The following is a 24,122-nucleotide window of genomic DNA, read 5'->3' on the forward strand; positions in this document are numbered from 1 at the left end:
GAATGGAATAAGCCATTGATGGCCATATCACATTTGATATGGCCATTTTTTTGGCTATTTTTTATTTGCTATTGGTTTGTAGCTTCGATGCGAACGCAGTCGACAAAGTAATCCCGCTTGCCATTCACTTCACGCTTCACCAGGCCATGCACGTCTGTTTCAAATCCCGGAAATTTTTCATTGAAATTCCGTGCAAATTTTAAGTAGTCAACAATAGTCTTATTGAAACGTTCGCCAGGAATCAGCAACGGAATGCCGGGCGGATAGGGCGTCAATAGGATCGATGTCACGCGGCCTTCGAGCTGGTCAATTGGTACGCGATCTATTTCACGATGCGCCATCTTGGCAAAAGCGTCGGATGGTTTCATGGCCGGTTGCATGGCTGAAAGATACATTTCAGTGGTTAGACGCGCGATATCATAGGCTTTGTAGGTCTCATGAATTTGCTGGCACAAATCGCGCAGACCAAGGCGTTCGTAGCGAGAATTTTTGCCGTTATTAGCGCGAGCGAATTCCGGCAGAATGCGCCAGATGGGCTGGTTCTTATCGTAATCGTCTTTAAATTGCTGCAATGCTGTCAGCAACGTGTTCCAGCGGCCTTTGGTAATGCCGATAGTGAACATGATAAAGAATGAATACAAACCACATTTTTCAACGATAACCCCATGCTCGGCCAAATACTTGGTCACAATCGAAGCCGGTATTCCGCTATCACCAAATTGACCGTCAAGTGACAACCCTGGCGTAACGATGGTTGCCTTAATCGGATCGAGCATATTGAAGTTGGGTGCCAGATTGCCGAAGCCATGCCAATCGTCTTCAGCCTTGATTACCCAGTCTTCTCGTGAGCCGATACCATCCTCTGAGAACGAGTTTGGTCCCCACACCTGAAACCACCAATCCGCGCCCCATTCGAGATCGATTTTTTTCATGGCGCGGCGGAAATCGAGCGCCTCAAGAATACTTTCTTCGACCAGCGCAGTACCGCCCGGCGCTTCCATCATCGCCGCTGCGACGTCGCAGGACGCAATGATGGAATATTGTGGCGAGGTGGACGTGTGCATCAGATACGCCTCATTAAAAGCGTCCTGATCGAGTTGCACGGTTTCCGATTCACGCACCAGCACTTGCGATGCCTGCGATAGACCCGCTAGCAATTTGTGGGTTGATTGCGTTGAAAAAATCATTGATTTCTTTGCACGCGGGCGATCTTTGCCGATCGCGTGCATGTCTTTGTAGAAATCATGGAAAGTGGCGTGCGGTAACCATGCTTCATCAAAATGCAAAGTATCGATCTCGCCATCGAGCATGTTTTGCAGCGTCTCAACGTTATAAATAACACCATCGTAAGTCGATTGCGTAATCGTGAGGATACGTGGCTTTTTATTCAATGCTTCCCGGGCAAACGGATTGGCTTCGATCTTTTTCCGAATGCTTTCCATCGTAAATTCTTCTAGCGGAATCGGACCGATAATACCCAGGTGATTACGGGTCGGCATCAGGAAGACCGGGATTGCGCCGGTCATAATGATCGAGTGCAAAATCGACTTGTGACAATTGCGATCCACGACGACGATATCGCCGGGCGCAACGGTTGAATGCCACACCATCTTGTTTGAGGTGGACGTTCCGTTGGTAACGAAGTAACAATGATCGGCGTTGTAAATGCGTGCTGCGTTGCGCTCGGATTCAGCGATTGGGCCCGTATGATCAAGCAACTGACCGAGTTCTTCGACGGCGTTACAAACGTCGGCACGCAACATGTTTTCACCAAAAAATTGATGAAACATCTGGCCAATCGGTGATTTTAAAAAGGCGACGCCGCCAGAATGGCCGGGACAGTGCCAAGAGTAAGAGCCATCTTGGGCGTAGTGTACCAACGCACGAAAGAAGGGCGGCGAGAGGCCGTCCAGATAGGATTTGGCTTCGCGAATAATATGCCGGGCGACAAACTCAGGCGTGTCTTCAAACATATGAATAAAGCCGTGCAGTTCACGCAGAATGTCATTTGGTATATGACGTGAAGTGCGGGTTTCGCCGTATAAATAGATCGGGATGTCGGCATTCTTGTAGCGGATTTCTTCGACAAAGGCGCGTAACGATTTCAGCGCGTGATCGGTCTCTTCGAATGAACCTGCCCCGAACTCCTCATCGTCGATCGAGAGAATAAAGGCGGACGCTCGCGATTGTTGCTGGGCGAATTGCGACAGGTCGCCATAACTGGTGACACCCAAAACTTCCATGCCTTCTTTTTCCATCGCGTCGGCGAGGGCCCGGATACCGAGACCGGAGGTATTTTCTGAGCGGAAATCTTCATCGATGATGACGATAGGGAAGCGGAATTTCATGCGGTCTCCAAGAGACGGGTGTGGATAACAGGAACAGCGAACGCGGTTCCCGGTTGGGCCGCTGGTTCGCTGATCAATGACTTGCGTCGCTCGCTGCTCTTAAGGTAGAGGGCAACTTTGCGGCACTAAAAAGGTGAAAGTCGAATTTTCGCAGATATGTGCAAAATTGGGGTGAAATGTACCAAAACACTAGCAAAAAAATCAGCCCGCAACGTTGTCCCAAAAATAGGGTGCATAAGATGACTTAACACAATGACTTAATACAATGACTTAATATAATGATTTAATAATATGGCATTAAAAGTATGATCAAAAAATTCGACCCATTACAGCTGTTCTTAAGCGTTAAACGATTGTCGTCTTTGATATTCTACAAAGGCGTAGTCGAAATTGTTGGCTGCGGAGTGATGTGAGAGACGTGACGTTTCTTGCCATTGTTGCGGATCTAATGCCGGAAAGAAGGCGTCGCAGTCAAAGCGTTTGCTGATTTCAGTCACGATTAAACGGTCACAAAGGCGTTGCGCAGCAGCGTAGATTTCGGCACCGCCGATGACGAAGGCTTCCCCAGCAGCATCGGCATCATTAACACTTGAATTCGCTAGCGCGGCGGCGGCTTCGAGAGAGTTCACGGTTTCCACGCCTTCGTGTTGCCATTCTGGATTACGGGTAATGACGATATTGCGCCTATTTGGCAGAGGCCGCCCAATGGATTCAAATGTTTTACGACCCATAATAATCGTGTGACCCGACGTGGTGCGTTTGAAGTGCGCCAAATCCTCCGGTAAATGCCATGGAAGGGTATTGCGAATGCCGATGCCATTTTTGGCATCAGTGGCGACAATGATAGTGAGAATAAAAGGCATGGCGGGCGCAGGTTTGGTCAATGGAGGGACTTTTTAAAATGTGCGGTAAATTTTGTTGCTTTATCGAACTGATCAGGTGGTGACGGAGGTTTGATACGTTGGCGTCATTGGTGTCAATGATTACATTTGATCGCTTCAAGCATATAAATTTAGCTCTCAACACTTCGCTATAGTGGGACAGTATGATGACATACGCGTGAATTGCTGCGATTTTACTATAAACATCCAGAGGAACTTTGGTGGCTTACGCTGATCATAACTCGGTATGTAAATTTGCTTATTAACAAGAAAGAAGCTGGGTTAATGCGTATTGTCCCTTAGCATTGATCGCTTTTATGTAATGTTAATTCGTGTCAATTAGCAGGTATTTTTGTTTGATTTAATGTAAATTTGGCAAATAATTCTGTATTAAAGCATCCAAAGATGCTTCTTTGCGAAAATAAATAAACAATCCAACGCTGTAAGCTAATATCTATTGATAGTGGCAATCAGCTAACGAGCGGTGATTTCGCAAATCAAAGCAGTGCCAAATGGGAATCCAATGTTTTTAAAATATTTTTCTTCGGTGAAGTCATTTATTTCGACACCAACGCGCGTCATGTTGGCGCCAGCACTAATCATTATGGGATGCCTACTTCCTATTCAGTATGCTTCAGCGTTTAATTTTAACGACGTTGCGCAACGGGCTAAAGCGTTATCAGCTAAGGCTTATGTTAAGCCTGTCCCGGATATACCAAAAGAGGTTGATGATTTAACCCTGGAGCAGTATCGAGACATTCGGTTCAAGTCTGAAAAATCACCGTGGGCTAGTGCTAAGTTGCCATTTGATTTAGCTTTTTTTCATGAGGGCCACCTGTTTAACCAGCCGGTCAAAATGAATGAGATCCTCGGTAAAAACGTACGTGAGATTCGCTTTGATCCCAACAATTTTACCTATGGCGCAAATAAAATAGATCCAAGTAAATTGCGCGGGCTTGGGTTTGCTGGCTTCCGTGTTCATTACCCGCTTAATAACACCAGTTATAAAGATGAAGTGTTGTCGTTCTTGGGCGCAAGCTATTTCCGTGCTATCGGCAAGGATCAGCGCTATGGATTATCGGCGCGCGGATTGGCGGTTGACACTGCGTTGAACTCGGGCGAAGAATTTCCGCAGTTTGTAGAATTTTGGATTGAACGGCCAAAAGCCGGTGATAAACAACTGACGATCTACGCATTGCTTAATTCGCGTCGGGTGACTGGCGCATATAGCTTTATTCTGAAGCCCGGAGTTGATACGGCGATTGAGGTCAAAGCGCAACTTTATTTGCGCGAAAACGTGAGCAAATTAGGCATTGCACCGCTTACAAGTATGTTTTTATATGGCAAAAATCAACGGTCACCTGTTGAAGATTATCGGCCAGAAGTGCATGATTCAGATGGGTTATTGGTAGCGTCTGGCACTGGCGAGTGGATTTGGCGACCATTGGTTAATCCTAAACGTTTGCTGGTCACGTCTTACACCTTGAGTAATCCGATTGGTTTTGGGTTGATGCAGCGCGAGCGTAACTTTGCCGCGTATCAAGATCTTAGCTCGCGCTACGAAAAAGGGCCGAGTGCCTGGGTTCAGCCCAAAGGAAAGTGGGGCTCTGGGAGAGTCGAGTTAGTGCAGATCCCGACACCGGATGAAACAAATGACAATATTGTTGCTTATTGGGTACCTGATACCCCGCCAAAAGTGGGCCAACCTTTCAACATTGAGTACACACTTTTATGGCAAAAAGACGCTGAGAAGAGTTCACCTTTATCATGGGTAACGCAAACGCGACGCGGCAATGGGTTTCAGGCTAAGCCTGATGACAGTATCGGTTTGTTAGTAGATTTTGAGGGTCCGGCCTTTAAGAAGCTGCCTGAAAACACAAAATTGGATGCGGTTGTCAGTGTTGATGATAACGGCAAACTATTGAGCAGCGAAGCGGTCAAAAATGAAGCTACCGGCGGGTGGCGCATCAATATCAAGTTGCGCCGGAACGAAGAAAATAAACCGGTCGAGATACGTGCTTTCTTGCGTAACGCCAATACAACCTTATCTGAAACGTGGAGTTACATATTACCGCCCAACTAGCGCTCAAGCCAGTATCGCAGGTGATTGACGAACATTCGCCTAGCGATTCCTATCTCCAGCGCCTTCCTCTGTCGCCGCGGCAGCGTAAGCTGTTGTCCGAGCGAATGCATTTTAGTCCGTCAGCGACATCGACCGAAGAAATGGCCGCGTTGCACCTGGCGCTGGCCGAGATTGACGATGCCAGCAGTGTTTCTAATGCAACTAATCCGGCATATGCATCAATCGCCAATCGTTTGCAGTTGGCGTATGGAGTTCCGCAGGACGTTGATAGCCTGTCTGACAGCGTATCGGGTACGGTTTTAAACAATCCATCTGACAATGTATCAAACTATAACGGCTCGTCCGGGGAAGACAATCGTGATTCTACGGGCTTGACACCGGAGATCGTTACTGATGCAAGTGGCAGAACACGGATAACAATTGCGCTGCCATTGAAGCGGACGCCGATCGTTGCTCGTCCTTGGGGGACGTTGAATCCTATCGTGCGCTGGATCGAAAACGCTAATCGCGCCTTTGATCGCCGCCCGAGCTTGAAATCCAGAAGGCGTGCGACGGCGCAGGAAACCGCGCAACAAACTAGTGTTGAACACCCCGTCCTGAAAGAGAAAACGCACGATCCACGTGGGATCTGGCGACACAATGGAAATCTGCGCCGCCTCGTGTTAGTCATGTTGATGTTGGCACAGACGGTGGTTGCCACCTATTTCATGAGTACGGTGCTGCCGTACCATGGCACTAAACCATTGGAGATGCTGACTCTCGTCCTGTTTGCGATTCTGTTTTGCTGGGTTTCGGCGGGATTCTGGACTGCGATGGCAGGTTTTCTGGTTTTGATGCGCGGGACCGATCGCTACGTTATTTCGCGGGAAGATGCGGCGCCTGGGCCGATTGCTGGCAATGTGAGAACGGCGATTGTCATGCCGATCTGTAATGAGGACGTCAATCGCGTATTTGCTGGGTTGCGTGCGACGTATGAGTCGGTATTGCAAAGTGGTGAGTTGGATCGTTTCGATTTCTTTGTACTAAGCGATAGCGGTGATCCCGATATCTGCACTGCAGAACTGGATGCATGGGTAACTTTATGTCGCACGCTCGGGGGATTTGGTCGTATTTTTTATCGACACCGTCGCCGTCGGGTTAAGCGCAAGAGTGGCAATATCGACGATTTCTGCCGCCGTTGGGGTGCGAATTATGATTACATGATTGTGCTGGACGCCGATAGTGTCATGAGCGGCACCTGTCTGACGACACTCGTGCGTTTGATGGAAGCAAATTCAAGCGCTGGTATTATTCAGACCGCGCCGCGTGCCGCTGGCCGCGATACTTTGTATGCGCGGATTCAACAGTTTTCTACACGCGTATATGGGCCGTTGTTCACCGCAGGTTTGCATTACTGGCAATTGGGCGAGTCGCACTATTGGGGCCACAACGCGATTATCCGGTTGACGCCTTTCATGAAGTATTGCGCTCTCGCACCGCTGCCTGGCGAAGGATCGTTGGCCGGTGAAATTCTGTCACATGACTTTGTCGAAGCGGCATTGATGCGACGCGCTGGTTGGGGCGTCTGGATTGCTTATGATCTGGCTGGTAGTTTTGAGGAAATGCCGCCAAATCTATTGGATGAACTTAAGCGCGATCGCCGTTGGTGTCAGGGAAATCTGATGAATTTCCGATTATTTCTGGCGCGCGGCATGCATGGTGTTCATCGTGCAGTATTTGTTACCGGTGTGATGGCGTACATTTCGGCACCACTTTGGTTCGGATTTTTAGTATTGTCGACGGCGTTGCTTGCCATGCATACGTTGATTGCACCTGAATATTTTGTGACCCCGGGTCAACTATTTCCCGTGTGGCCGGAATGGCATCCTGAGAAGGCGTTAACTTTATTTAGCGCAACAGCGACGCTGTTATTTCTTCCTAAAATCTTGAGCGTCATTTTGATTTGGGCTAAAGGCGCACGTGAGTTTGGCGGTGTTGTCCGGCTAACGATGGGCATGATCATTGAATTGTTGTTTTCTATGATGCTGGCCCCGGTCAGGATGTTATTCCACACGCGCTTTGTGGTCGGTGCTTTTCTTGGATGGGCGATTAGCTGGAAGTCACCGCCTCGCGAAGATACGGAAACCACTTGGGGCGAGGCAGTTCGGCGACACGGCTGGCACACGGCGCTGGGGATAGCGTGGGGCGCAGGTGTATTCTTTTTGGAACCATCATTTTTGTGGTGGTTATTGCCGATTGTCGGCTCTCTGGTGCTTTCGATTCCATTATCAGTATTTTCAAGCCGAGTTTCATTGGGGCGCAGTTTCCGCCACGCTGGGTTATTTGTGATTCCGGAAGAGGTCGATTTACCACCCGAACTTGCCGCGACTACGGCATATAACGAGGCAAGCAGACGCTTGGCTGGTTTTACTGAAGCAGTGGTTGATCCAATTATTAACGCATTGGTCTGTGCTTCGGTCACGGCGCGGCCAAATATTCCTGCCGCTAGTGTCGCAGCGCATGCCGCGTTAATCAAAGCAGCATTGATCCATGGACCCGATAGTTTATCCTCTGGCCAAAAAAGTGCTGTACTGGATAATCCATTGATGTTGTCGCAATTGCATTTGGACGTATGGAGTGCACCAGAGGCCAATCGCTTGTGGATGGGATTGACCGAAAGAAACGTTGCCTCTTCCTAGTGAGCGTCTTTGCGTTTCTATTGCAATCAGATTACTCAACCTGATTATTTGTGTTTGAGCATGGCATCTTAAAAGAATATGCATCCTTTTAAGATGCCCTGATAGGCATTCAAAATGCAGAGGTACAGTGCCGGTTCGGGTGACGGAGTCTTTAAATTAACGTCTGATTAAGCGTTTTATGAAGCGCCTGATTAAGCGCTCAGGACAATAAAATTCAGTCACTAAAGTGACTTCGGTATTAATAGCGAATGGGCCTGACTCCCCTAAATGTTAGTGCGTTTCGTAACAACTGTTACCATTCTGTTTTGGCGCACGACGGAGTATTTTGGTTATTCCGTCTAAAATACGGGTTGTATTTCAAATACGCGGATTGTGTTTTTTCGTCATGTTTGTCAAAAAATTAATCTACGTCACACCCTTAGTTATGTATTTATTATTCGCCCGACGCAGACCTTTGGTCAACGCTTGGGCTATTTGTGATTCTAGCCAGCTATTTTTTTGTTTATTTTGACGTGCTACCAATGACTGTTGATCAGACCAAAGCTTTACCTATTGCCTCTCGTTTTTCTTCTCGGCTATTTCGTCGCAGCAGTCTTGCTGTCGGATTGTCGCTCGTAGTCGTGCTTAGCGCAGGGGTTGTAATTGCGCAAGTGTTGCAACAGCCGAAGCCGGTATCGGCCATCAATCCTGAGATGGGACCGCCAGCGCCAATCAAGTTCGATACGGTGACTATTCAGCGCGGGGATATTCAACAGACGGTTGAGGCGGGCGGAAAGCTCCAACTTTACAAATACGCTGATGCCAACGCGCAGGTAACCGGACAAATCAAGGATGTGCTGGTTGCCGTCGGCGATACGGTGCAGATCGGCAAGATGGTTGTTGAAATTACACCAACTTTACAGCCCGCCAAAGTCGAAACCAATCGTGCTCAAATGGCGCGGTTACAGGCTGAACTGGCAGACCAGCGCGCGCAGATGGATTTTGCTGAATTGCAGTTTAAACGCCAAACGCAACTCAAAGCGCAAAACGCCACGCGTGAAGAATCTTTTGAGTCCAGCCGCATGAGTATGTCCTCTGCGAGCGCCCGCGTGGATGCTATTAATGCACAGATTCGCCAGGTTGAGGCCACACTTAAATTCGACGAGGAGAGTCGTCAGCACACGCAGGTATTGGCGCCTATTTCGGGAACGGTAGTTGCTCTGAATGCCCGCGCAGGACAATCGGTTGGTGCACCGCTGCCGGTTGTTCCACTGATGCGTATTGCCGATTTGTCAAAAATGACTGTTCAGGCGCGTGTTGCCGAAATTGATGTTACGCGTTTGCGGCGCGGCATGACGGCGAATTTTACGACGCCGGGTTATCCGGGAAAACAATGGTCAGGCAAGTTACGTCAGGTAATTCCTGTACCCGCAGATGGATCGGGCGAGCAAGGTAAGCAGACTTTTTATAACGTGTTATTTGAAGTCGATAACCCTGATCAGGAATTAATGAGCGGTATGAGTACGGAGGTTGAGTTCATCGTGGCACAAGCTAAGGATGCTGTCTTACTGCCAATAAAGCTATTGGCTAAACCTGATAGCGATGGCATTTATAGCGCTAATGTCTTGGATAGCAATCAACAACTCAGTGTGCGGAAGCTAAAAATTGGCATACGAAATCAGCAACAAGTACAAGTTTTATCCGGTTTAGCAGCCGGCGAACAGTTGCTAGTTGGACCTGTTCCTGCTGTACTGCTTAAGCCTAAACCGGTGAGTCCGCCAGTTACGCCCGCCGCGGCTGCAACTCCCGCAACTACAAGCGATGCGACCAATTCGTCGAATGCAAACAAGTCGGTGACTCCCGCGGCAGCATCATTTTCGACACTGATTCCACAGCCTAAAAATGTTATTTCGCCAAGTAATCCGTCAAATGGTGCAAGCGTTACATCGGTAACGCGTTAATGGAGCCGGACATGCGCCTTTCTCGATTGTTTCACTTGACATTTTTATCCCCTCCGTCCCTGTCCACATTAATGTTAGGTTTGCTGTGCGCCGTTTTAGCTGGCTGTGCGCACAATATCCCTATATCGGAGCCGCCTCCGGCAGTAGAGATGCCGGCAGGTTGGACATTAAGTGGAAAGGCGAGCAACCAGGAGTGGCCCGATAATGACTGGTGGAAGCGTTTTGGCAGCGCTGAGCTAACGCAATTAGTCGATGAGGGCCAGCATAGTAATCTCGAGATTGCAGCGGCCCTTGCGCGCGTGCGACAGGCGGAAGCACAAGCACGCATTGCGGGTGCACCGTTATTACCCACTGCTGAATTTTCTGCCGGTGGTAATCGCGATCTGCCCCTAGGAAATAACGGAAGCGCGAATACTTCGGCAAGCGGACTGTTGCAGGTCAGTTACGAAATTGATTTTTGGGGAAAGAATAAGGCCAGTCTGGCGTCTGCGGAAGCCTCGTTAAAAGCGAATCGTTATGATCGTCAAACTGTCGCTTTGACCGTCACAAGTGGCATCGTTTCCACGTATTTGCAGGTACTGTCATTGCATGACCGAATCAATATCGCGCGTGAGAATGTGGCGAACGCTCAAAGAGTGCTCGTGCTTGTCGAGGCGCAAAGTAGCGCCGGAGCCGCATCACCACTGGATCTCGCCCGTCAGCGCTCGGCAGTCGCCGGACAAAAGGCTTCGCTTCCAGATTTAATGCAGCAAGAACGTGAGGCGCAGTCTGCGCTGGCGATTTTGTTAGGTCGGTCATCCCAAACCTTCAAAGTGGCAGATCACGGACTTGACACCATAGGGCTGCCCGATGTGACACCTGGACTGCCTTCGGAGTTGCTCTCAAGGCGACCGGATATTCGGCGCGCCGAGGCACAACTTGCGGCGGCCAATGCGAACGTCGCGGTGGCACGTGCTGCTTTGTTTCCGAGTATTCGCCTGACCGGATCGACGGGCGCACAGAGTAGTGCGTTGTTATCATTATTTAATGGCCCCAACTTGCTCGCCAACGTGGGAACATCCTTGGTAGCACCGATTTTTGATGCTGGCCTATTGAAAAATCAACGGGATTTGGCAATCGCACAAAAGCAGGAGTTGGTGCAGGTTTATCGGTCAACAGTTATTGCGGCGCTGTCGGAAGTAGATACCGTGCTGGGTCAGATCAGAAGTCTGGACGAGCAACGTTCATTGAAAACGACCGAAATGGAACAAGCCCGTTTTGCGTTTAATTTGTCGGAGATTCGCTATCGGGTTGGTGCTGAAGATTTGATGACCGTGCTGGATACGCAACGGGCTTTATCAGACGTGCAGAACGAATTAGGCGCATTGAAATTGAAGCGATTACAAGCCACCGTCTCGCTGTATAAGGCGCTTGGTGGCGGCTGGCAGGACGATGCAAGTCACAAGAAAACGCCGACTACCGCCGGTGCTGGCGCTTAAAATAATTGGAACGTGGTTAATATTTTGTCGGTGGAAAATAAACATAAGCCGACGATTTTGATGGCTAGTGATAGCAAATTTTGATCAACGCCGCAGCGAGATTTTTTTTGTCTTTTCCCAGGCTTTAAAAATTAAGCATAGGTAATTCCTGCTGCCTGATTGTTTGCGGATGAGCGATGCGACAAAATCAGTCTGCCACCGCAAGCCGTCACACTCGCACGGCATGGTCGGCAGCGATTTTAGACGGCCATCGGGGCAGTCAGTGGTGCATGATGTTGATAGCTATCAAGCGAAAAGTCACCAGGTTCGATTTTTTCTAGCCATTCCGGTTCGTATTTTCCTGTTTTTGCAAAATCAGGAATGCGATCCGATATCACCAGATTCGGGGCTGGATGGGGCGCACGTTGGAGTTGCTCATTCAGCATGCTCAAATGGTTCTCATAAATATGCGCATCGCCTATGAAGTAGGTGAACCACTTCGGCGTATAGCCAGTGAGCCGTGCGACTAGATGCAATAATGCAGCACCTTCAGCGAGATTAAATGGCGTACCTAAACCGATGTCATTACTTCGTATGTAGAGGCAAAGCGATATTTCTTTAGTCGCGGCATTGGGCAAAAATTGGTATAAAAGATGACACGCCGGAAGTGCAATGGCATCCAGATCGGCACAATTCCAACCGTGAAATAAAATACGCCGACTACCTGGATTTTCCATAATTGTGTCCAGACAATCGCGAAGCTGGTCAATCGCTTTGTATAAAAGAACTTTTTCTTTCCCGTCCTCTTGTAAAGAGGAAATCAGCCGAAATCCTCTTTGCTGGGCATCTGCGATCTGGCTAACCTCGGTTTTTTCCAATAGTTTATAGGCGGGCCAGGCGCGCCATTGGACACCGTATACAGGGCCTAGGTCGTCTTCCCCTAGTCGATACGGATTTGCACGCCACGCAGCATTTTCGTTTGCGTTTTGATCCCATACCTTGCATCCCAATGCGCGAAATTCGGCGGCATTACGAGATGCTCTTAAAAATCCGACTAGTTCACCAACGACGGACTTAAAAGCCAACCTTTTGGTAGTGACAGCCGGAAATCCCTCTTTTTGAAGGTCGAAGCGCATCATCGCACCCGGCATGCTGATGGTTCTTATTCCTGTACGATTTTCTTGCCAGCTTCCATTGTCCAGAACCATTCGTACAAGGTCGAGGTATTGCTTCATTGAATTTTTTCTCCGGCTTGCTGCGCGGCGAGAAGTGCCATGCAGCCTATATTGTTGAGGCCTCTAAGTATAGCGACTCATGCAGTATTCGGCGCGTTTTCCATGCGTTGTTTTGATTTACGGGCGATTCTGTCGATACGAAACTTTAATCTTTCAGAGCAAAAATTTGCTGCTGCTTTAACATAACAGCTTGCATGTGCACGTAGAACGCTTAACATGTTGTGATGGGTTTTAATCCGAGCAGTTTGTGAGAATAAAAATTGAAAGCAACTGCACAAAATTTTGAGACTGTTACAAATGATTAAATCTAAACGTGAACTTTTTAGGATTTATCTGTATCTCAAGCAAGTGTCTTTTGTCCCAATACATTTTTGCGGTACGCTTTAAAGTTGACTCTTGGTAATGTGTCAATCTAATGCAATCCAAATAACGTAATACGCATTACGGCGAAACTTACGACGAAAAACACTCGCTCGGCTTCGGCTTGTTCAGCGCCGGGTAACGGGGCAGCCAAGTTTAATTATTTTTATCCGTATGTCACTGCATGTTCCAGGCACACAGTGCGTACTATCATCATCAGGAGATTTCATGCTTCGTTCAGAAACGCTTTTTGGTAAGCGCGAAACACCGACACCAACTTCCCCTCTCAGCGCAACTAACAATTTGTCGCCGAATAGCCCGTCTAATTTTCCAAAAGCGGGTAACCAAGTTGGCTCACCAGGCAATTCCATGCTGTCCTCACAACATTCGAACGCTTCCAGCACGAGTGAAGGCGGCAGTAAATTGATTGTGGGCCCAAATATAAAGCTCAAAGGCGTAGAGATTACCGATTGCGATACGCTGGTCGTTGAAGGCCGCGTTGAAGCCACTATGAATTCCCGTGTCATTCACATTGCTGAAAAGGGTGCTTTCATTGGCTCTGCTGAAATCGATTTGGCTGAAATTCATGGTGAATTTAATGGCGACCTGACTGTACGCGAAAAATTGGTGATTTATGCCACAGGTAAAGTTTCAGGAAAAATTCGGTACGGCAAAGTTGTGATTGAAGAAGGTGGTCAACTGATCGGTGAAGTTCAGGTTGGCACAGCCTCTGCCAAGGTCGCACCACCTGTTGCGATTGCTTCTAGCAGCGTTTGACGTATAGATTTAGCGGTGTGACCATGTTATGGCATGAATGAGCACATGTTTCTGGTGTGTTTTGAGATTTTTATTTGTTTTTAGGCAATATATTTAAGAGCCGAAGCATTTAAATTTTCACCGTACTTTTCACCTTACAAGCCAGGGCATTCTTTATAGTTTGCCCGGGTTTTGTTTGTCTGCTGAAGGCATGCGACAATGGCAGCCTTCGCCCAAAGCTAAAGTCTTACTGGTACGGGCTGGTTTGCAACCCAACAAAAATAATGATGAGCTATCCAGAATATATTCTTACTTTGTCTTGCCTCGATCAGCGCGGTATTGTCCATCGTGTATCGGGGTTTCTGGCCGAATATGGCTGCAATATTCTCGACTCAGCCCAATACGGGGATGCGCAATCGAACTTATTTTTCATGCGTGTGCATTTTTCCTCGGAAAATCCGACCTTGGCTGATGAGGCGTTGCGTGCTTCATTTGCCGCACTTGCGGCGTCCATGCAAATGACGTGGCAACTCAACGACGCAGCTAAAAAGCCACGCATGTTGTTAATGGTGTCCAAAATCGGTCATTGTTTGAACGATTTGTTGTTTCGCTACAAGAGTGGTTTGCTAGAAGTCGAAATTCCCGCGATTGTCTCCAATCACACCGATTTTTACCAATTAGCGGCAAGTTACAACATTCCTTTTCACCATTTGCCGCTGGCGAATGGTGCATCTGCGGCGGCTAAATTGGCGCAAGAAGCACGTATTTTAGAATTGGTCGAAACGAACAACGTTGATTTGGTAGTGTTGGCCCGTTACATGCAGATATTGTCACCCGCGTTGTGCACGGCCTTGAAAGGACGAGCAATCAATATTCACCACTCTTTTCTGCCTAGTTTCAAAGGTGCAAAACCTTATTATCAGGCGCATGACCGGGGTGTTAAGTTGATCGGTGCCACGGCGCACTTTGTGACCGGTGATCTGGATGAAGGCCCGATTATTGAGCAGGATGTGGCGCGGGTTGATCATGCGATGGCACCTGATACATTGACTGCGATTGGTCGCGATGTTGAGTCTGTCGTCCTGGCGCGGGCCGTCAAGTGGTTTGTCGAGCATAGAATATTGCTCAATGGTCACAAGACTGTTGTATTTAAATAAGCAGTGTGCGATTGCAACATCGCCGGTCGGCTAGGCCTGTCTATCGCGGTTCGTATGGTTGATAGACATTTATCGACAATTGGACTTTAGGCATGCACGCGCTTGTACGACACAATTAATCGTACTTTTATGGAGTATAGAAAACGGGAGCCGATGGGCTCCCGTTTTTATTGATTTATGAGTTCATTTCCAGACTCACGATAGTCAACGCGCCATTACGTTTGCCAATCGAAAATTTAACCGCATCTCCGGCCTTGAACTGATGCAGCATTTCACTATCGCTCACGTTGAACGTCATCGTCATCGCTGGCATCCCAAAATTAGGAATTTGATCATGCTTCATGGTGATAGCGCTAATAAGCGGATCAACTTTGATGATTTCACCATTGACTAGCGGTAGCGCAACATTGTCGTTTGGCTCACTTAATTCTGTCTTGCTATCGGCTCTATCCACATTGGTGTTGGCCATGCTCGTCAATGGGACACCGATTAATAAGGTGATCGCGATCACCACAAAATTGCTTAATAAGTACAAATGTGTCATCGATGAAACCCTTTTCTGAAAGAGAGGTGTGGCCGGTGCCAGTGCAAACGTTGGCCAGATGCGCAGCGATATACGCATCGAATGCATTCATATCGGCTGATATCGTCACGATAATACGCAGTTGGCTATTCTCAGGAAGGCGCGGCGTGACATATTGTATGGTGCGTTATTCGAAGAAATTTACATAACGGTTTTACAGCTCGTTACGAAATAACGCATAATAATTGTAGTCTGGTATTGCTGAAATTCTCGTATTAATCAGCCGTAACAATCAGCCGTAACAATTAGCCATATCAATCACCCGCGTAATGATGGAAGACCGATTGCGTACCATCATTTTTTACGAGTATCACGTCATAAGCCATTTTGTTCGGGCCATCCATGCCCGGCGAGCCGGAAGGCATGCCTGGTACGGCAAGTCCGATTGCCTTTGGGTGTTCTTTCAATAATCGTTGAATATCTTTGGCCGGAACATGGCCTTCGATTGCGTAGCCGCTGACCACGGCGCTGTGACATGATGCCAAGGTGGCGGGGATTTGAAATTTTTTACGATACGCTGAAGTATCGGCAACATTTGTGGCATTGACCGCGAATCCGCTATCCTCTAAATGTTTAATCCAACCGGTGCAGCATCCGCAATTTGCATCCTTAAAGACGGCGATGACGGGTTTTGCCGCAAAGACGGTACTGTTGATGCCGAATACTAAAAATATGGTGACGAGTGATGCTACGGTGCGGCGACGAAACATGGTTGTCCTAAGAGCGAAGATATTAGTTTTCAACATTTTCATATTTATTCACTGACCACGACGTTTACTTTCCCCTTCATTCCGGCCTCAAAATGGCCCGGTTCCAGGCAGGCAAAGTCGACCTTCGTTGTCTTGCCAAACGTCCATATGAGATCGGCAGTTTTGCCTGGCTCTACGGTTATTTGGTTTGATTCGTGATGCTTCATCTCCGGCATTTGACGCATCATTTCAGCATGTTTGGAGAGTTCAGCCGTGCTGCCGATGACCATTTCATGCTGCAATTTACCGTTGTTAGCGACCACGAATTTGACGGTCTCGCCCTGTTTGACGGTGACATTGGCGGGTGTAAAGCGCATGTCGTCGGCCATGGCGATATGGATTGTCCTGTTGGCTTTCGTGATCGTTCCTGGTGCGCCTGATGCAGGATTTTCACTTGAAGCGTGGCCAGTGTCTGCGTTAGCGATACTGGTGGTGGCTATCGCGCTAATGATAAGTGCAAAAAAAATAGAAGGTAAAAAAGAGAGAGTTGTTTTCATAGTGTTCCTGACCAATCAAAAAATGGGGACGACAAAGCAGCCAGCGTTAGTTCGGGGGAGGTGAGTATTGTTGCGCTAACTCATCGAGAATCGGACACTCGGGACGGGCGTCGCCCTGACAATTATTCGCTAAACGTTCTAACGTTATTTTCATGATTTGTAATTCATTGATTTTTTCATCCAGATCTCGAATGTGTTGCTGCGCCAATTGCTTGACTTTGCTACTAGGACGCGATTGGTCAAGCCACAGACCGATGAGTGCGGTGATCTGTTTCATTGAAAATCCCAGTACCCGACTTTGTCGAATAAATCGGAGCAAATGCACATCGCGTTCACCGTAGGTACGATAACCGGCCTCGGTGCGCATTGGAGGTTGGATCAGGCCAATTTCTTCGTAGTGGCGAATCATCTTTGCAGAGACGCCCGAAGCCAGCGCTGCGCCGCCAATATTCATGCGATCAATGTCCATTTGTTGTCCTGTCTTCAGAATAAGTTGACACGTTTTGTTCCGGTTTCCAGCGTCGTAACAGCAACGCGTTGCTTACCACGCTGACACTGCTGAACGCCATCGCTGCACCGGCTAGCACTGGATTTAAAAATCCCAGTGCCGCCAACGGAATTCCAACAACATTATAGAAAAACGCCCAGAAGAGGTTTTGTCGGATTTTATGATAAGTGCGACGTGAAATCGCAATGGCGTCTGCTACGAGTGCCGGATCGCCTCGCATCAGCGTAATCCCGGCAGCCTGCATTGCGACATCCGTACCGGTAGACATGGCAATCCCTACATCGGCTGCGGCTAACGCTGGCGCATCGTTGATGCCGTCCCCAACCATTGCCACCACAGCGCCATTTTTTTTAAGGTCGGCTATCGCTTTGGCTTTATCAGCGGGCAGAAGTTCCGCAACTATTTCAGAAATGCCGAGCTGTTTACCGACTGCGTTTGCACTCCCCCAATTATCGCCGCTTAACATGGCGACCCGGATAGAGAGTCGCTGTAAATGTTCGATTGCCAGTTTTGCTGATGGTTTGACGCTATCACCGAATGCGAGTAGTCCGCGCATCATTGGTATGTCATTGGTATTGGCAGGCTTGCTTGCCAGCCATGAAATTGTGCGTCCCTCCGCTTCGAGTGCAGCCGCATTTTCCGAGAGAGTGCCACATTCAATGCCCAGTTTTTGCATCCAGCGTGCGCTGCCGAGAGAGTAGATTCGGTCCTCAATCCTGGCTTCGATTCCATGACCGGGGACAGTACGAATTTCGCTTGCGAATGGAAATGAGAGAGTGATTGCGTTGGCCGCATTGATGACAGCCCGCGCCAATGGATGCTCACTATCACGCTGTACTGCAGCGGCTAAAGTAAGTAATTCGGTATTTATTAAGCCAGTATCCCTCAAGCCCTCATCAGTTGGCAATTCATTGCTAACTGCGGTTCTGACATCCGCAAGGCAAGCGATGAGAGTCGGATGGCCGATGGTCAGCGTACCCGTTTTATCAAAAGCAACGACGTTGATGCGATGGGCAATTTCGAGTGCCTCCGCATCCTTGATGAGAATTCCATAGCGCGCAGCTACGCCCGTTCCAACCATGATGGCTGTGGGTGTGGCGAGCCCTAACGCGCAAGGACAGGCGATGACCAACACCGCCACAGCATTCAAGATCGCCTCTTCCCAGTTTCCATTGAGCAGGCCCCAACCAAGCAGGGTGAAACAGGCGATGAGCAACACCACCGGCACGAATACCGCACTGACCTGATCAACCAAACGTTGAATCGGCGCTTTTGCCACCTGCGCTTGTTCGACTAACCGGATGATCCGGGACAACGATGTTTCTGCGCCGGTCGCCGTGGTGTGGACAAGCAGCACGCCCTCACCATTGATGGCACCAGCGATAACGTGATCGTCTTTCTGCTTTGAGACTGGCAGACTTTCGCCAGTCAGCAGCGATTCGTCCACGTGGCTACTTCCTTCCAGGACCTTACCATCGACTGCGATGCGTTCGCCGGCACGCACGACGACGACATCCTGAACACGTAAGGCGCTAACCGCGACTTGGTGATCCATGCCATCACGCCTCACCGTGGCGTGGTCAGGACGCAATGCCTGCAACGAGCGAATGGCGTCGGCGGTTTGATGTTTGGCGCGTGTTTCAAGCCATTTGCCGAGCAATACCAAGGTCATTACAGCCGCGGATGCCTCGAAATATAGGTGTCCCATTCCGTCTGCATTGGATGTCAGAAGTTGGTAGAGCGACAGGCCGTAAGCGGCAGTGGTACCAAGCACCACCAGCAAGTCCATATTTCCTGTTTTGGCCTTCAATGCGCGCCAGGCAGCGCGATAGAAGCGCGCACCCAGCCAAAACTGTACAGGCGTTGCCAATGCCAACTGCCACCAACCCGACAATTGCCAATGTTGACCAACTACCATCAACAGCATAGGAATGATCAAAGGTGTGGTCAGTAAAGCTGATAAGGCAACCGGCCACCAACTTGGCCATCGGTTGCTTGAAACTACGCTCGAGCCGCTCGTCTCTGATTGCGATGCAGGCAAAGTTGCTGTGTAGCCAGCCGCTTCAATGGCCTTTATCAACAGTTCGGCTGGTATTTCCCCAACGGTATCAACGGTGGCAAGTTCGGTGGCAAGGTTGACAGATACCGACTGGACGCCATGCACTTTGAGCAGCGCTTTCTCCACTCTGCCGACGCATGTGGCGCAACTCATGCCAGTAATCGCCAGAGTAAATTCCTGGTGCTTAACGTCGTATCCGGCTTTCTCGACAGCGGTAACTAACGCGCTAACGGTGGTCGCCATATCAGACGTGACGGTAGCAAGTTCTGTGGCGAGATTGACGCTGACATGCTTAACGCCGTCGACCTTGTTTAATGCTTTTTCAACATGTCCAACACATGAGGCGCAACTCATCCCGCCAATAGGTAATGTAAATTCGATCAACGTGCTGGTGTTGGTAATGGTGCTCATGATAAGTCCTGCTTAAACAGTGGTCATACCTAGATAATGCACCTTCCTATCATAGTAAGGTCAAGCTTAATTTTATCAAAGTTTGGTTTTGATCCTGCGCTTGACCTTCCCACTATGGGATGGTGCATAGTAAGGTCTGTTACAACTAAGAGGGGATGATGATGATTGTATTTAATGTTCAGGATATGACATGCGGCCATTGCGTGGACCGGATCACCAAGGCGATTAATGCGGTAGATAGCCGCGCTAAAGTCGAGGCGCAAGTAGCGGAAAAGAAAATAGCGATTGAAAGTGATGCGGATGCAGGGCAGTTGGCGCAAGCAATTGAGGGTGCCGGTTACACGCCGGTGCAGATTTGATCTGTCGTTTTTATCAACGTGTGGCCAAGGCAGGAATCCTTGGCCACTGTATTGTAGAAGTTAGAAATCTTTACAAAAAATGTTACGACAATACTTTGCGCAGCCAGCTACCAATATCTGTGACTTCTTCCGCACAGACTGAATGTTGCATGCGATAGTCGTGCCACTCTATTTGATAGCCAAGTTGGGTCAAACTGTCACGCGACTGTTCTGCCCGGCTGAGAATAACCACGGGATCAGCAGTTCCGTGCGCCATAAAAATAGGTGTATCTTGATTGGCGCTGGACCGTTCTTTCTCGATTGTGTCGCGCAGCGGTAAGTAGCCTGACAAGCACATCAAGCCGGCCAATTTTTCCGGATACCGCAAACCGGTTTGTAATGCCATGGCGCAACCTTGTGAAAATCCGGCGACGACGATTTTGTTCGCTGGAATACCACGTGCAATTTCTTGCGCAATCAGCGCGTCTATCTGTAACTGCGATTTGCGTAATCCGGCTTCGTCTTCTCGCTTCACTAAATCAGCCGTAAAAATGTCATACCACGCTGGCATCACATGACCGTTGTTAATGGTCACCGGGATGGTTGGTGCATCGGGGAAAATGAAGCGAATACCCGGGCAGTCGCGCAGATCAAGCTCTTTAACGATCGGCACAAAGTCAGAACCGTCAGCTCCAAGGCCATGCATCCATATAACGCTAGCCGTAGGAGTGGCAGAGGTCGTAATTTCTTGGGTCGGGAGGAAGTTGGTCATAGTGCCGAGAAAGTGTTGTACTGATTATTGGATGTTAATGAATGTTAATCCATTGGCGTTGTTGATTCATGCACCAATCGGACGGAGCGCCGATTTTGGTCGGAATACCTTACAAATGGCTGCGTTAGTCTCGATATAAGGACCACCGATTAAGTCGATACAGTATGGAATCGCCGAGAAGATGCCAGAAACTTTTTGTTCTCCGTTGGCATCTTTCAAGCCTTCCAGTGTTTCTTTGATCGATTTAGGCTGACCGGGTAAATTAAGGATTAGGGCGGCATGATCGTCAATTTCACGAATCACGGCCACCTGACGCGACAAAATTGCAGTCGGTACAAACTGCAGGCTGATTTGACGCATCTGTTCGCCAAAGCCCGGCATTTCCTTGGTTCCTACCGCCAGCGTTGCTTCCGGTGTGACGTCGCGTCGCGACGGGCCAGTCCCGCCAGTGGTCAAGACCAGGTCACAACGTTGGTGATCTATTAGCTCAATGAGGGTTTGTTCGATGACTTTCTGCTCGTCTGCGATCAGACGGGTTTCGGTTTCCCACGGACTTGTTAGCGCTGCGCTAAACCAATCTTCTAGCGCAGGAATTCCCTGATCCTGATACACGCCTGCGCTGGCGCGATCTGAAATTGAAATCAGTCCGATTTTCAGACGACGGCGTTCAGGAGCAATATCAAAAATAACTGATGCTGTTTCTGAAGCGGTGACGGTCGTCGTGGACGTATCAGTGATTGTTTTATTAATAGTCGTCGCGCTCATCGTCATCGTCGCCAGTTTCTGCATCGCCATCATCGGCATTTGGCTTCTGCAACTGTTTTAGCAGTTGGAATATCTCGCGATAAGCCTTCGGCGGTTTGTTTTCAGCTTGTTCTTTGCGTGCATTGCGAATCAGTGTGCGCGTATGCTGCACGTCAAGATCAGGATGCTGAGCGAGTAACGTGGTCAACGCGCCGTCGTCTTTTAGCAAACGGTCACGATGGCGTTCCAGCGCATGCATTGCCGCCGTGTCAGATTTCGACAAACCTCTCCAGCTATCCAGTGTTTTCTGGATATCGGCAATCTCGTGTTCTTCCAGCGTGCGCATCTTCTTGCCGACATATTGGGTTTGACGGCGGCGGCCTTCGTGGTCCTTGATTTGCTGGCAAATAAGGATGGCTTCACGCACATCTTCCGGCATCGGCACGCGCTTGACGCGGTCGCGCGATTCAGCGATTAACTCTTCACCCAACTTTTGCAGCGCAGTCATTTCACGCTTAAGTTGGGACTTTGATGGACGGTCGTATTCTTGTTCGAACTCGGTGGACTGGAAGCCACAAGAGCCGCGATTTGGATTTGGCATGATTGTAGGGGTGAAACTATTCTCTTTAAACGATTGCTATGATAACCGTTTTAGTCCGAGGCTTGTCGCTCATTCGCCGTTTTTGACGCTATGGTCGTACCATAAATATCTGCTAAGCCATTGAATTCTAGGGAATTTAGCTAAAATTGTATCGATTAGTCAAGTCTACAAATCCGATAATCATATGTCTTGGCCATAATGGACAGCAACTTTTTAGCATGATTACCGCGATCTTTTGATCCCTTTCTTACGTGCGCTGATCTGTCATGTATGATTTTTGTAAATCTACATTGATGTTGTAAATTAATAACAAGAAAGTGACTCAGGGGGAGGGCAATCTGGTGGGTAATTGCCGGTAATCATTAACAACAGAGTTTCGGATGTTAGAAATGAGGGTTTTGCACTATCTGACTTAGCAACAATTGGCCGACGTGGCACCGCTCCACTTCGAAGCAAGAGAACATTTGCGTAACCCGGCGAGGACAATCATTGTGCGCAAGACGCGTCAGAAAATATCAATTATTTCTAATAACAGAAGTCGAATAATTAATTTTACTCCTTGAAGGGTGGACGCTAATATTTGCGCATCTCCTAAAAGGCATGGAATTTAATCGATGACCACTGACCCGCTTAACGGCATTCAAATTCTTGACCTTACCACCGTAATAATGGGCCCTTACGCAACGCATATTCTGGCAGATATGGGAGCTGATGTTATAAAAATAGAGGCTCCTGAGGGCGATGCTTTCCGACGTTATGGACCAAGCCGGAGCGAAGGAATGGGTGGTTCGATACTGCAACTTCATCGAAACAAGCATAGTGTGGTTCTGGATTTGAAAAGCGTGGTTGGGCGTTTGGCTCTGGACCGGTTAATCGAACGTAGCGACGTAATAGTGCACAATTTGAGACCCGGCCCTGCGGTACGCCTTCGACTTGATTGGAAGTCAGTTGAAAAGGTCAACCCGAAGATCGTGCTGTGCGCCGCACGCGGATTTGGCGCTGAAGGGCCCTATGCCGATAAGGCGGCATACGACGATATCATTCAGGCGGGATCGGGCATAGCGGCATTGTACGGGCAGGTGCACGGCGTGCCAAAGTATGTTCCCACCGCGATTTGCGACAAGATTGCAGGCCAAACGATTGCCTATGCTGTGTTGGCGGCGCTCCTACATATAGAACGTGGTGGTGATGGCCAGGAGATAGAAGTCCCGATGTTCGAGACGTCTATTGATTTCATGATGGCTGAACATCTGGGGCCATCCGCATTCGAACCGCCTTTGGGGCCAGTCGGATTCAATCGGCAACTCTCCGTGCATCGCAAGCCTTATAAAACCGCTGACGGATGGATTTGCATACTTCCTTATTCTGACCGTAACTGGGCCGATTTTTTTCGCCTGATGGAAATGCCCGCGCTTTTCGAAGACCCAAGATTCGCAGATATCGATTCGCGCGGGAAGAATGTTGATGCTCTATATGCCCTGATCGATGTGGAAGCGCCCAAGCGCAGCACGGATGATTGGGTTTCCATGTGTGACAGTGCAGGGATTCCGTGCATGCCTGTTATTTCACTTCAGAAAATTGACGAAGACCTGCATGTGCGTGCTGTTGGCCTGATCGAATCTTCAATTCATCCCACAGAAGGTGCATATCGCTCCATTCGACCTCCGGTAACTTTCGGCGCGTCGCCCTATAAATTACGTAAGCATGCACCTCGTCTGGGCGAAGACAGCGAGCGAATTCTGAGTACCCTTGGATTGTCGCCGCATGATTTGCGACAGCTTTTGCCGCATGCCGACCATGAATGAATTGATGAAGTTTGAAATTGACCGGGCAATAAATGAGGTACGCCTTACCGGCGCTTTTCTGTTCATGCCGCAGGTGTGTCAACACATGATCGGGCGCAGCGAGAGGGGCGATGCTGAATCTAGCTGCATCATCAATATCTCGTCACTTACCGACAAGAGT

Annotated in this window: 19 protein-coding genes; 8 read left to right on the forward strand and 11 right to left on the reverse strand. The window is 48.8% G+C overall.

All coding sequences use genetic code 11. The features are described from left to right. Positions 1-68: 68 nt before the first annotated feature. Complete coding sequence (locus RGU75_RS12660) at positions 69-2,348, reverse strand: arginine/lysine/ornithine decarboxylase (RefSeq protein ID WP_322236426.1); 2,280 nt, start codon at positions 2,346-2,348, stop codon at positions 69-71. Positions 2,349-2,686: 338 nt separating this feature from the next. After that, on the reverse strand, positions 2,687-3,211 hold the full coding sequence (locus RGU75_RS12665) for a dihydrofolate reductase (RefSeq protein ID WP_322236429.1): 525 nt from the start codon (positions 3,209-3,211) through the stop codon (positions 2,687-2,689). A 541-nt stretch (positions 3,212-3,752) separates the two neighbouring features. On the opposite strand from RGU75_RS12665, the gene RGU75_RS12670 reads away from it, so the two are divergent. The 4 genes from RGU75_RS12670 to RGU75_RS12685 all read left to right on the forward strand — a co-directional run bounded on the left by RGU75_RS12670 (position 3,753) and on the right by RGU75_RS12685 (position 11,408). Beyond that, a complete protein-coding gene (locus RGU75_RS12670; protein WP_416186814.1) occupies positions 3,753-5,312 on the forward strand; it encodes a glucan biosynthesis protein G in 1,560 nt (519 codons plus the stop codon). Beyond that, positions 5,285-7,990 (forward strand): glucans biosynthesis glucosyltransferase MdoH, encoded by a 2,706-nt coding sequence (mdoH, locus tag RGU75_RS12675; RefSeq protein ID WP_322236430.1) that lies wholly within the window; start codon positions 5,285-5,287, stop codon positions 7,988-7,990. The genes RGU75_RS12670 and mdoH overlap by 28 nt, the downstream gene beginning before the upstream one ends. Before the next feature lie 521 nt (positions 7,991-8,511). Next, the gene (locus RGU75_RS12680; RefSeq protein WP_322236432.1) at positions 8,512-9,930 is read left to right on the forward strand and encodes an efflux RND transporter periplasmic adaptor subunit; all 1,419 of its coding nucleotides are present in this window, start codon (positions 8,512-8,514) and stop codon (positions 9,928-9,930) included. Positions 9,931-9,941: 11 nt separating this feature from the next. Next, positions 9,942-11,408 (forward strand): efflux transporter outer membrane subunit, encoded by a 1,467-nt coding sequence (locus RGU75_RS12685; protein ID WP_322236434.1) that lies wholly within the window; start codon positions 9,942-9,944, stop codon positions 11,406-11,408. 239 nt (positions 11,409-11,647) lie between these two features. Here RGU75_RS12685 and RGU75_RS12690 read toward each other — a convergent pair whose 3' ends face one another. Next, the gene (locus RGU75_RS12690; protein ID WP_322236436.1) at positions 11,648-12,622 is read right to left on the reverse strand and encodes a thymidylate synthase; all 975 of its coding nucleotides are present in this window, start codon (positions 12,620-12,622) and stop codon (positions 11,648-11,650) included. A 588-nt stretch (positions 12,623-13,210) separates the two neighbouring features. On the opposite strand from RGU75_RS12690, the gene RGU75_RS12695 reads away from it, so the two are divergent. Next, a complete protein-coding gene (locus RGU75_RS12695; protein ID WP_322236439.1) occupies positions 13,211-13,759 on the forward strand; it encodes a polymer-forming cytoskeletal protein in 549 nt (182 codons plus the stop codon). A 266-nt stretch (positions 13,760-14,025) separates the two neighbouring features. Further along, the gene (gene purU / locus RGU75_RS12700) at positions 14,026-14,895 is read left to right on the forward strand and encodes a formyltetrahydrofolate deformylase (RefSeq protein ID WP_322240496.1); all 870 of its coding nucleotides are present in this window, start codon (positions 14,026-14,028) and stop codon (positions 14,893-14,895) included. A 175-nt stretch (positions 14,896-15,070) separates the two neighbouring features. Here the strand turns inward: purU and RGU75_RS12705 are convergent, their stop codons facing one another. The 5 genes from RGU75_RS12705 to RGU75_RS12725 all read right to left on the reverse strand — a co-directional run bounded on the left by RGU75_RS12705 (position 15,071) and on the right by RGU75_RS12725 (position 19,702). Further along, positions 15,071-15,526: a copper-binding protein gene (locus RGU75_RS12705; RefSeq protein ID WP_322236441.1), complete on the reverse strand. Its 456-nt coding sequence runs from the start codon at positions 15,524-15,526 to the stop codon at positions 15,071-15,073. A gap of 206 nt (positions 15,527-15,732) precedes the next feature. Further along, on the reverse strand, positions 15,733-16,188 hold the full coding sequence (locus RGU75_RS12710; protein WP_322236443.1) for a DUF411 domain-containing protein: 456 nt from the start codon (positions 16,186-16,188) through the stop codon (positions 15,733-15,735). Between the two features lie 44 nt (positions 16,189-16,232). Continuing rightward, positions 16,233-16,724, reverse strand: a complete 492-nt coding sequence (locus RGU75_RS12715) for a cupredoxin family protein (protein ID WP_322236446.1) — start codon at positions 16,722-16,724, stop codon at positions 16,233-16,235. A gap of 46 nt (positions 16,725-16,770) precedes the next feature. Beyond that, entirely contained in the window at positions 16,771-17,178 is a 408-nt protein-coding gene (gene cueR, locus RGU75_RS12720; RefSeq protein WP_322240498.1) for a Cu(I)-responsive transcriptional regulator, read from the reverse strand. Between the two features lie 4 nt (positions 17,179-17,182). After that, positions 17,183-19,702, reverse strand: coding sequence for a heavy metal translocating P-type ATPase (locus tag RGU75_RS12725; protein ID WP_322236448.1), 2,520 nt, complete (start codon positions 19,700-19,702; stop codon positions 17,183-17,185). Between the two features lie 155 nt (positions 19,703-19,857). Between RGU75_RS12725 and RGU75_RS12730 the strand changes: the two genes are divergently transcribed. Continuing rightward, entirely contained in the window at positions 19,858-20,061 is a 204-nt protein-coding gene (locus tag RGU75_RS12730; RefSeq protein ID WP_322236450.1) for a heavy-metal-associated domain-containing protein, read from the forward strand. 82 nt (positions 20,062-20,143) lie between these two features. Here RGU75_RS12730 and RGU75_RS12735 read toward each other — a convergent pair whose 3' ends face one another. The 3 genes from RGU75_RS12735 to yjgA form a co-directional block, all read right to left on the reverse strand. Continuing rightward, a complete protein-coding gene (locus tag RGU75_RS12735) occupies positions 20,144-20,812 on the reverse strand; it encodes an alpha/beta hydrolase (RefSeq protein WP_322236452.1) in 669 nt (222 codons plus the stop codon). 66 nt (positions 20,813-20,878) lie between these two features. Next, on the reverse strand, positions 20,879-21,616 hold the full coding sequence (gene mog, locus RGU75_RS12740; RefSeq protein ID WP_322236454.1) for a molybdopterin adenylyltransferase: 738 nt from the start codon (positions 21,614-21,616) through the stop codon (positions 20,879-20,881). Next, positions 21,558-22,157 (reverse strand): ribosome biogenesis factor YjgA, encoded by a 600-nt coding sequence (yjgA, locus tag RGU75_RS12745; RefSeq protein ID WP_322236456.1) that lies wholly within the window; start codon positions 22,155-22,157, stop codon positions 21,558-21,560. The genes mog and yjgA overlap by 59 nt, the downstream gene beginning before the upstream one ends. Before the next feature lie 614 nt (positions 22,158-22,771). Between yjgA and RGU75_RS12750 the strand changes: the two genes are divergently transcribed. After that, the gene (locus tag RGU75_RS12750) at positions 22,772-23,962 is read left to right on the forward strand and encodes a CoA transferase (RefSeq protein ID WP_322236459.1); all 1,191 of its coding nucleotides are present in this window, start codon (positions 22,772-22,774) and stop codon (positions 23,960-23,962) included. Positions 23,963-24,122: the final 160 nt, after the last annotated feature.

Source organism: Glaciimonas sp. CA11.2 (assembly GCF_034314045.1).
GTDB lineage: Bacteria > Pseudomonadota > Gammaproteobacteria > Burkholderiales > Burkholderiaceae_D > Glaciimonas.

Coding starts and splice junctions, on each gene's coding strand:
- RGU75_RS12660 (WP_322236426.1), bottom strand. CDS start 2,348: ATGAAATTCCGCTTCCCTATCGTCATCATCGATGAAGATTTCCGCTCA.
- RGU75_RS12665 (WP_322236429.1), bottom strand. CDS start 3,211: ATGCCTTTTATTCTCACTATCATTGTCGCCACTGATGCCAAAAATGGC.
- RGU75_RS12670 (WP_416186814.1), top strand. CDS start 3,753: ATGTTTTTAAAATATTTTTCTTCGGTGAAGTCATTTATTTCGACACCA.
- RGU75_RS12680 (WP_322236432.1), top strand. CDS start 8,512: ATGACTGTTGATCAGACCAAAGCTTTACCTATTGCCTCTCGTTTTTCT.
- RGU75_RS12685 (WP_322236434.1), top strand. CDS start 9,942: ATGCGCCTTTCTCGATTGTTTCACTTGACATTTTTATCCCCTCCGTCC.
- RGU75_RS12690 (WP_322236436.1), bottom strand. CDS start 12,622: ATGAAGCAATACCTCGACCTTGTACGAATGGTTCTGGACAATGGAAGC.
- RGU75_RS12695 (WP_322236439.1), top strand. CDS start 13,211: ATGCTTCGTTCAGAAACGCTTTTTGGTAAGCGCGAAACACCGACACCA.
- purU (WP_322240496.1), top strand. CDS start 14,026: ATGAGCTATCCAGAATATATTCTTACTTTGTCTTGCCTCGATCAGCGC.
- RGU75_RS12705 (WP_322236441.1), bottom strand. CDS start 15,526: ATGCATTCGATGCGTATATCGCTGCGCATCTGGCCAACGTTTGCACTG.
- RGU75_RS12710 (WP_322236443.1), bottom strand. CDS start 16,188: ATGTTTCGTCGCCGCACCGTAGCATCACTCGTCACCATATTTTTAGTA.
- RGU75_RS12715 (WP_322236446.1), bottom strand. CDS start 16,724: ATGAAAACAACTCTCTCTTTTTTACCTTCTATTTTTTTTGCACTTATC.
- cueR (WP_322240498.1), bottom strand. CDS start 17,178: ATGAATATTGGCGGCGCAGCGCTGGCTTCGGGCGTCTCTGCAAAGATG.
- RGU75_RS12725 (WP_322236448.1), bottom strand. CDS start 19,702: ATGAGCACCATTACCAACACCAGCACGTTGATCGAATTTACATTACCT.
- RGU75_RS12730 (WP_322236450.1), top strand. CDS start 19,858: ATGATGATGATTGTATTTAATGTTCAGGATATGACATGCGGCCATTGC.
- RGU75_RS12735 (WP_322236452.1), bottom strand. CDS start 20,812: ATGACCAACTTCCTCCCGACCCAAGAAATTACGACCTCTGCCACTCCT.
- mog (WP_322236454.1), bottom strand. CDS start 21,616: ATGCCGATGATGGCGATGCAGAAACTGGCGACGATGACGATGAGCGCG.
- yjgA (WP_322236456.1), bottom strand. CDS start 22,157: ATGCCAAATCCAAATCGCGGCTCTTGTGGCTTCCAGTCCACCGAGTTC.
- RGU75_RS12750 (WP_322236459.1), top strand. CDS start 22,772: ATGACCACTGACCCGCTTAACGGCATTCAAATTCTTGACCTTACCACC.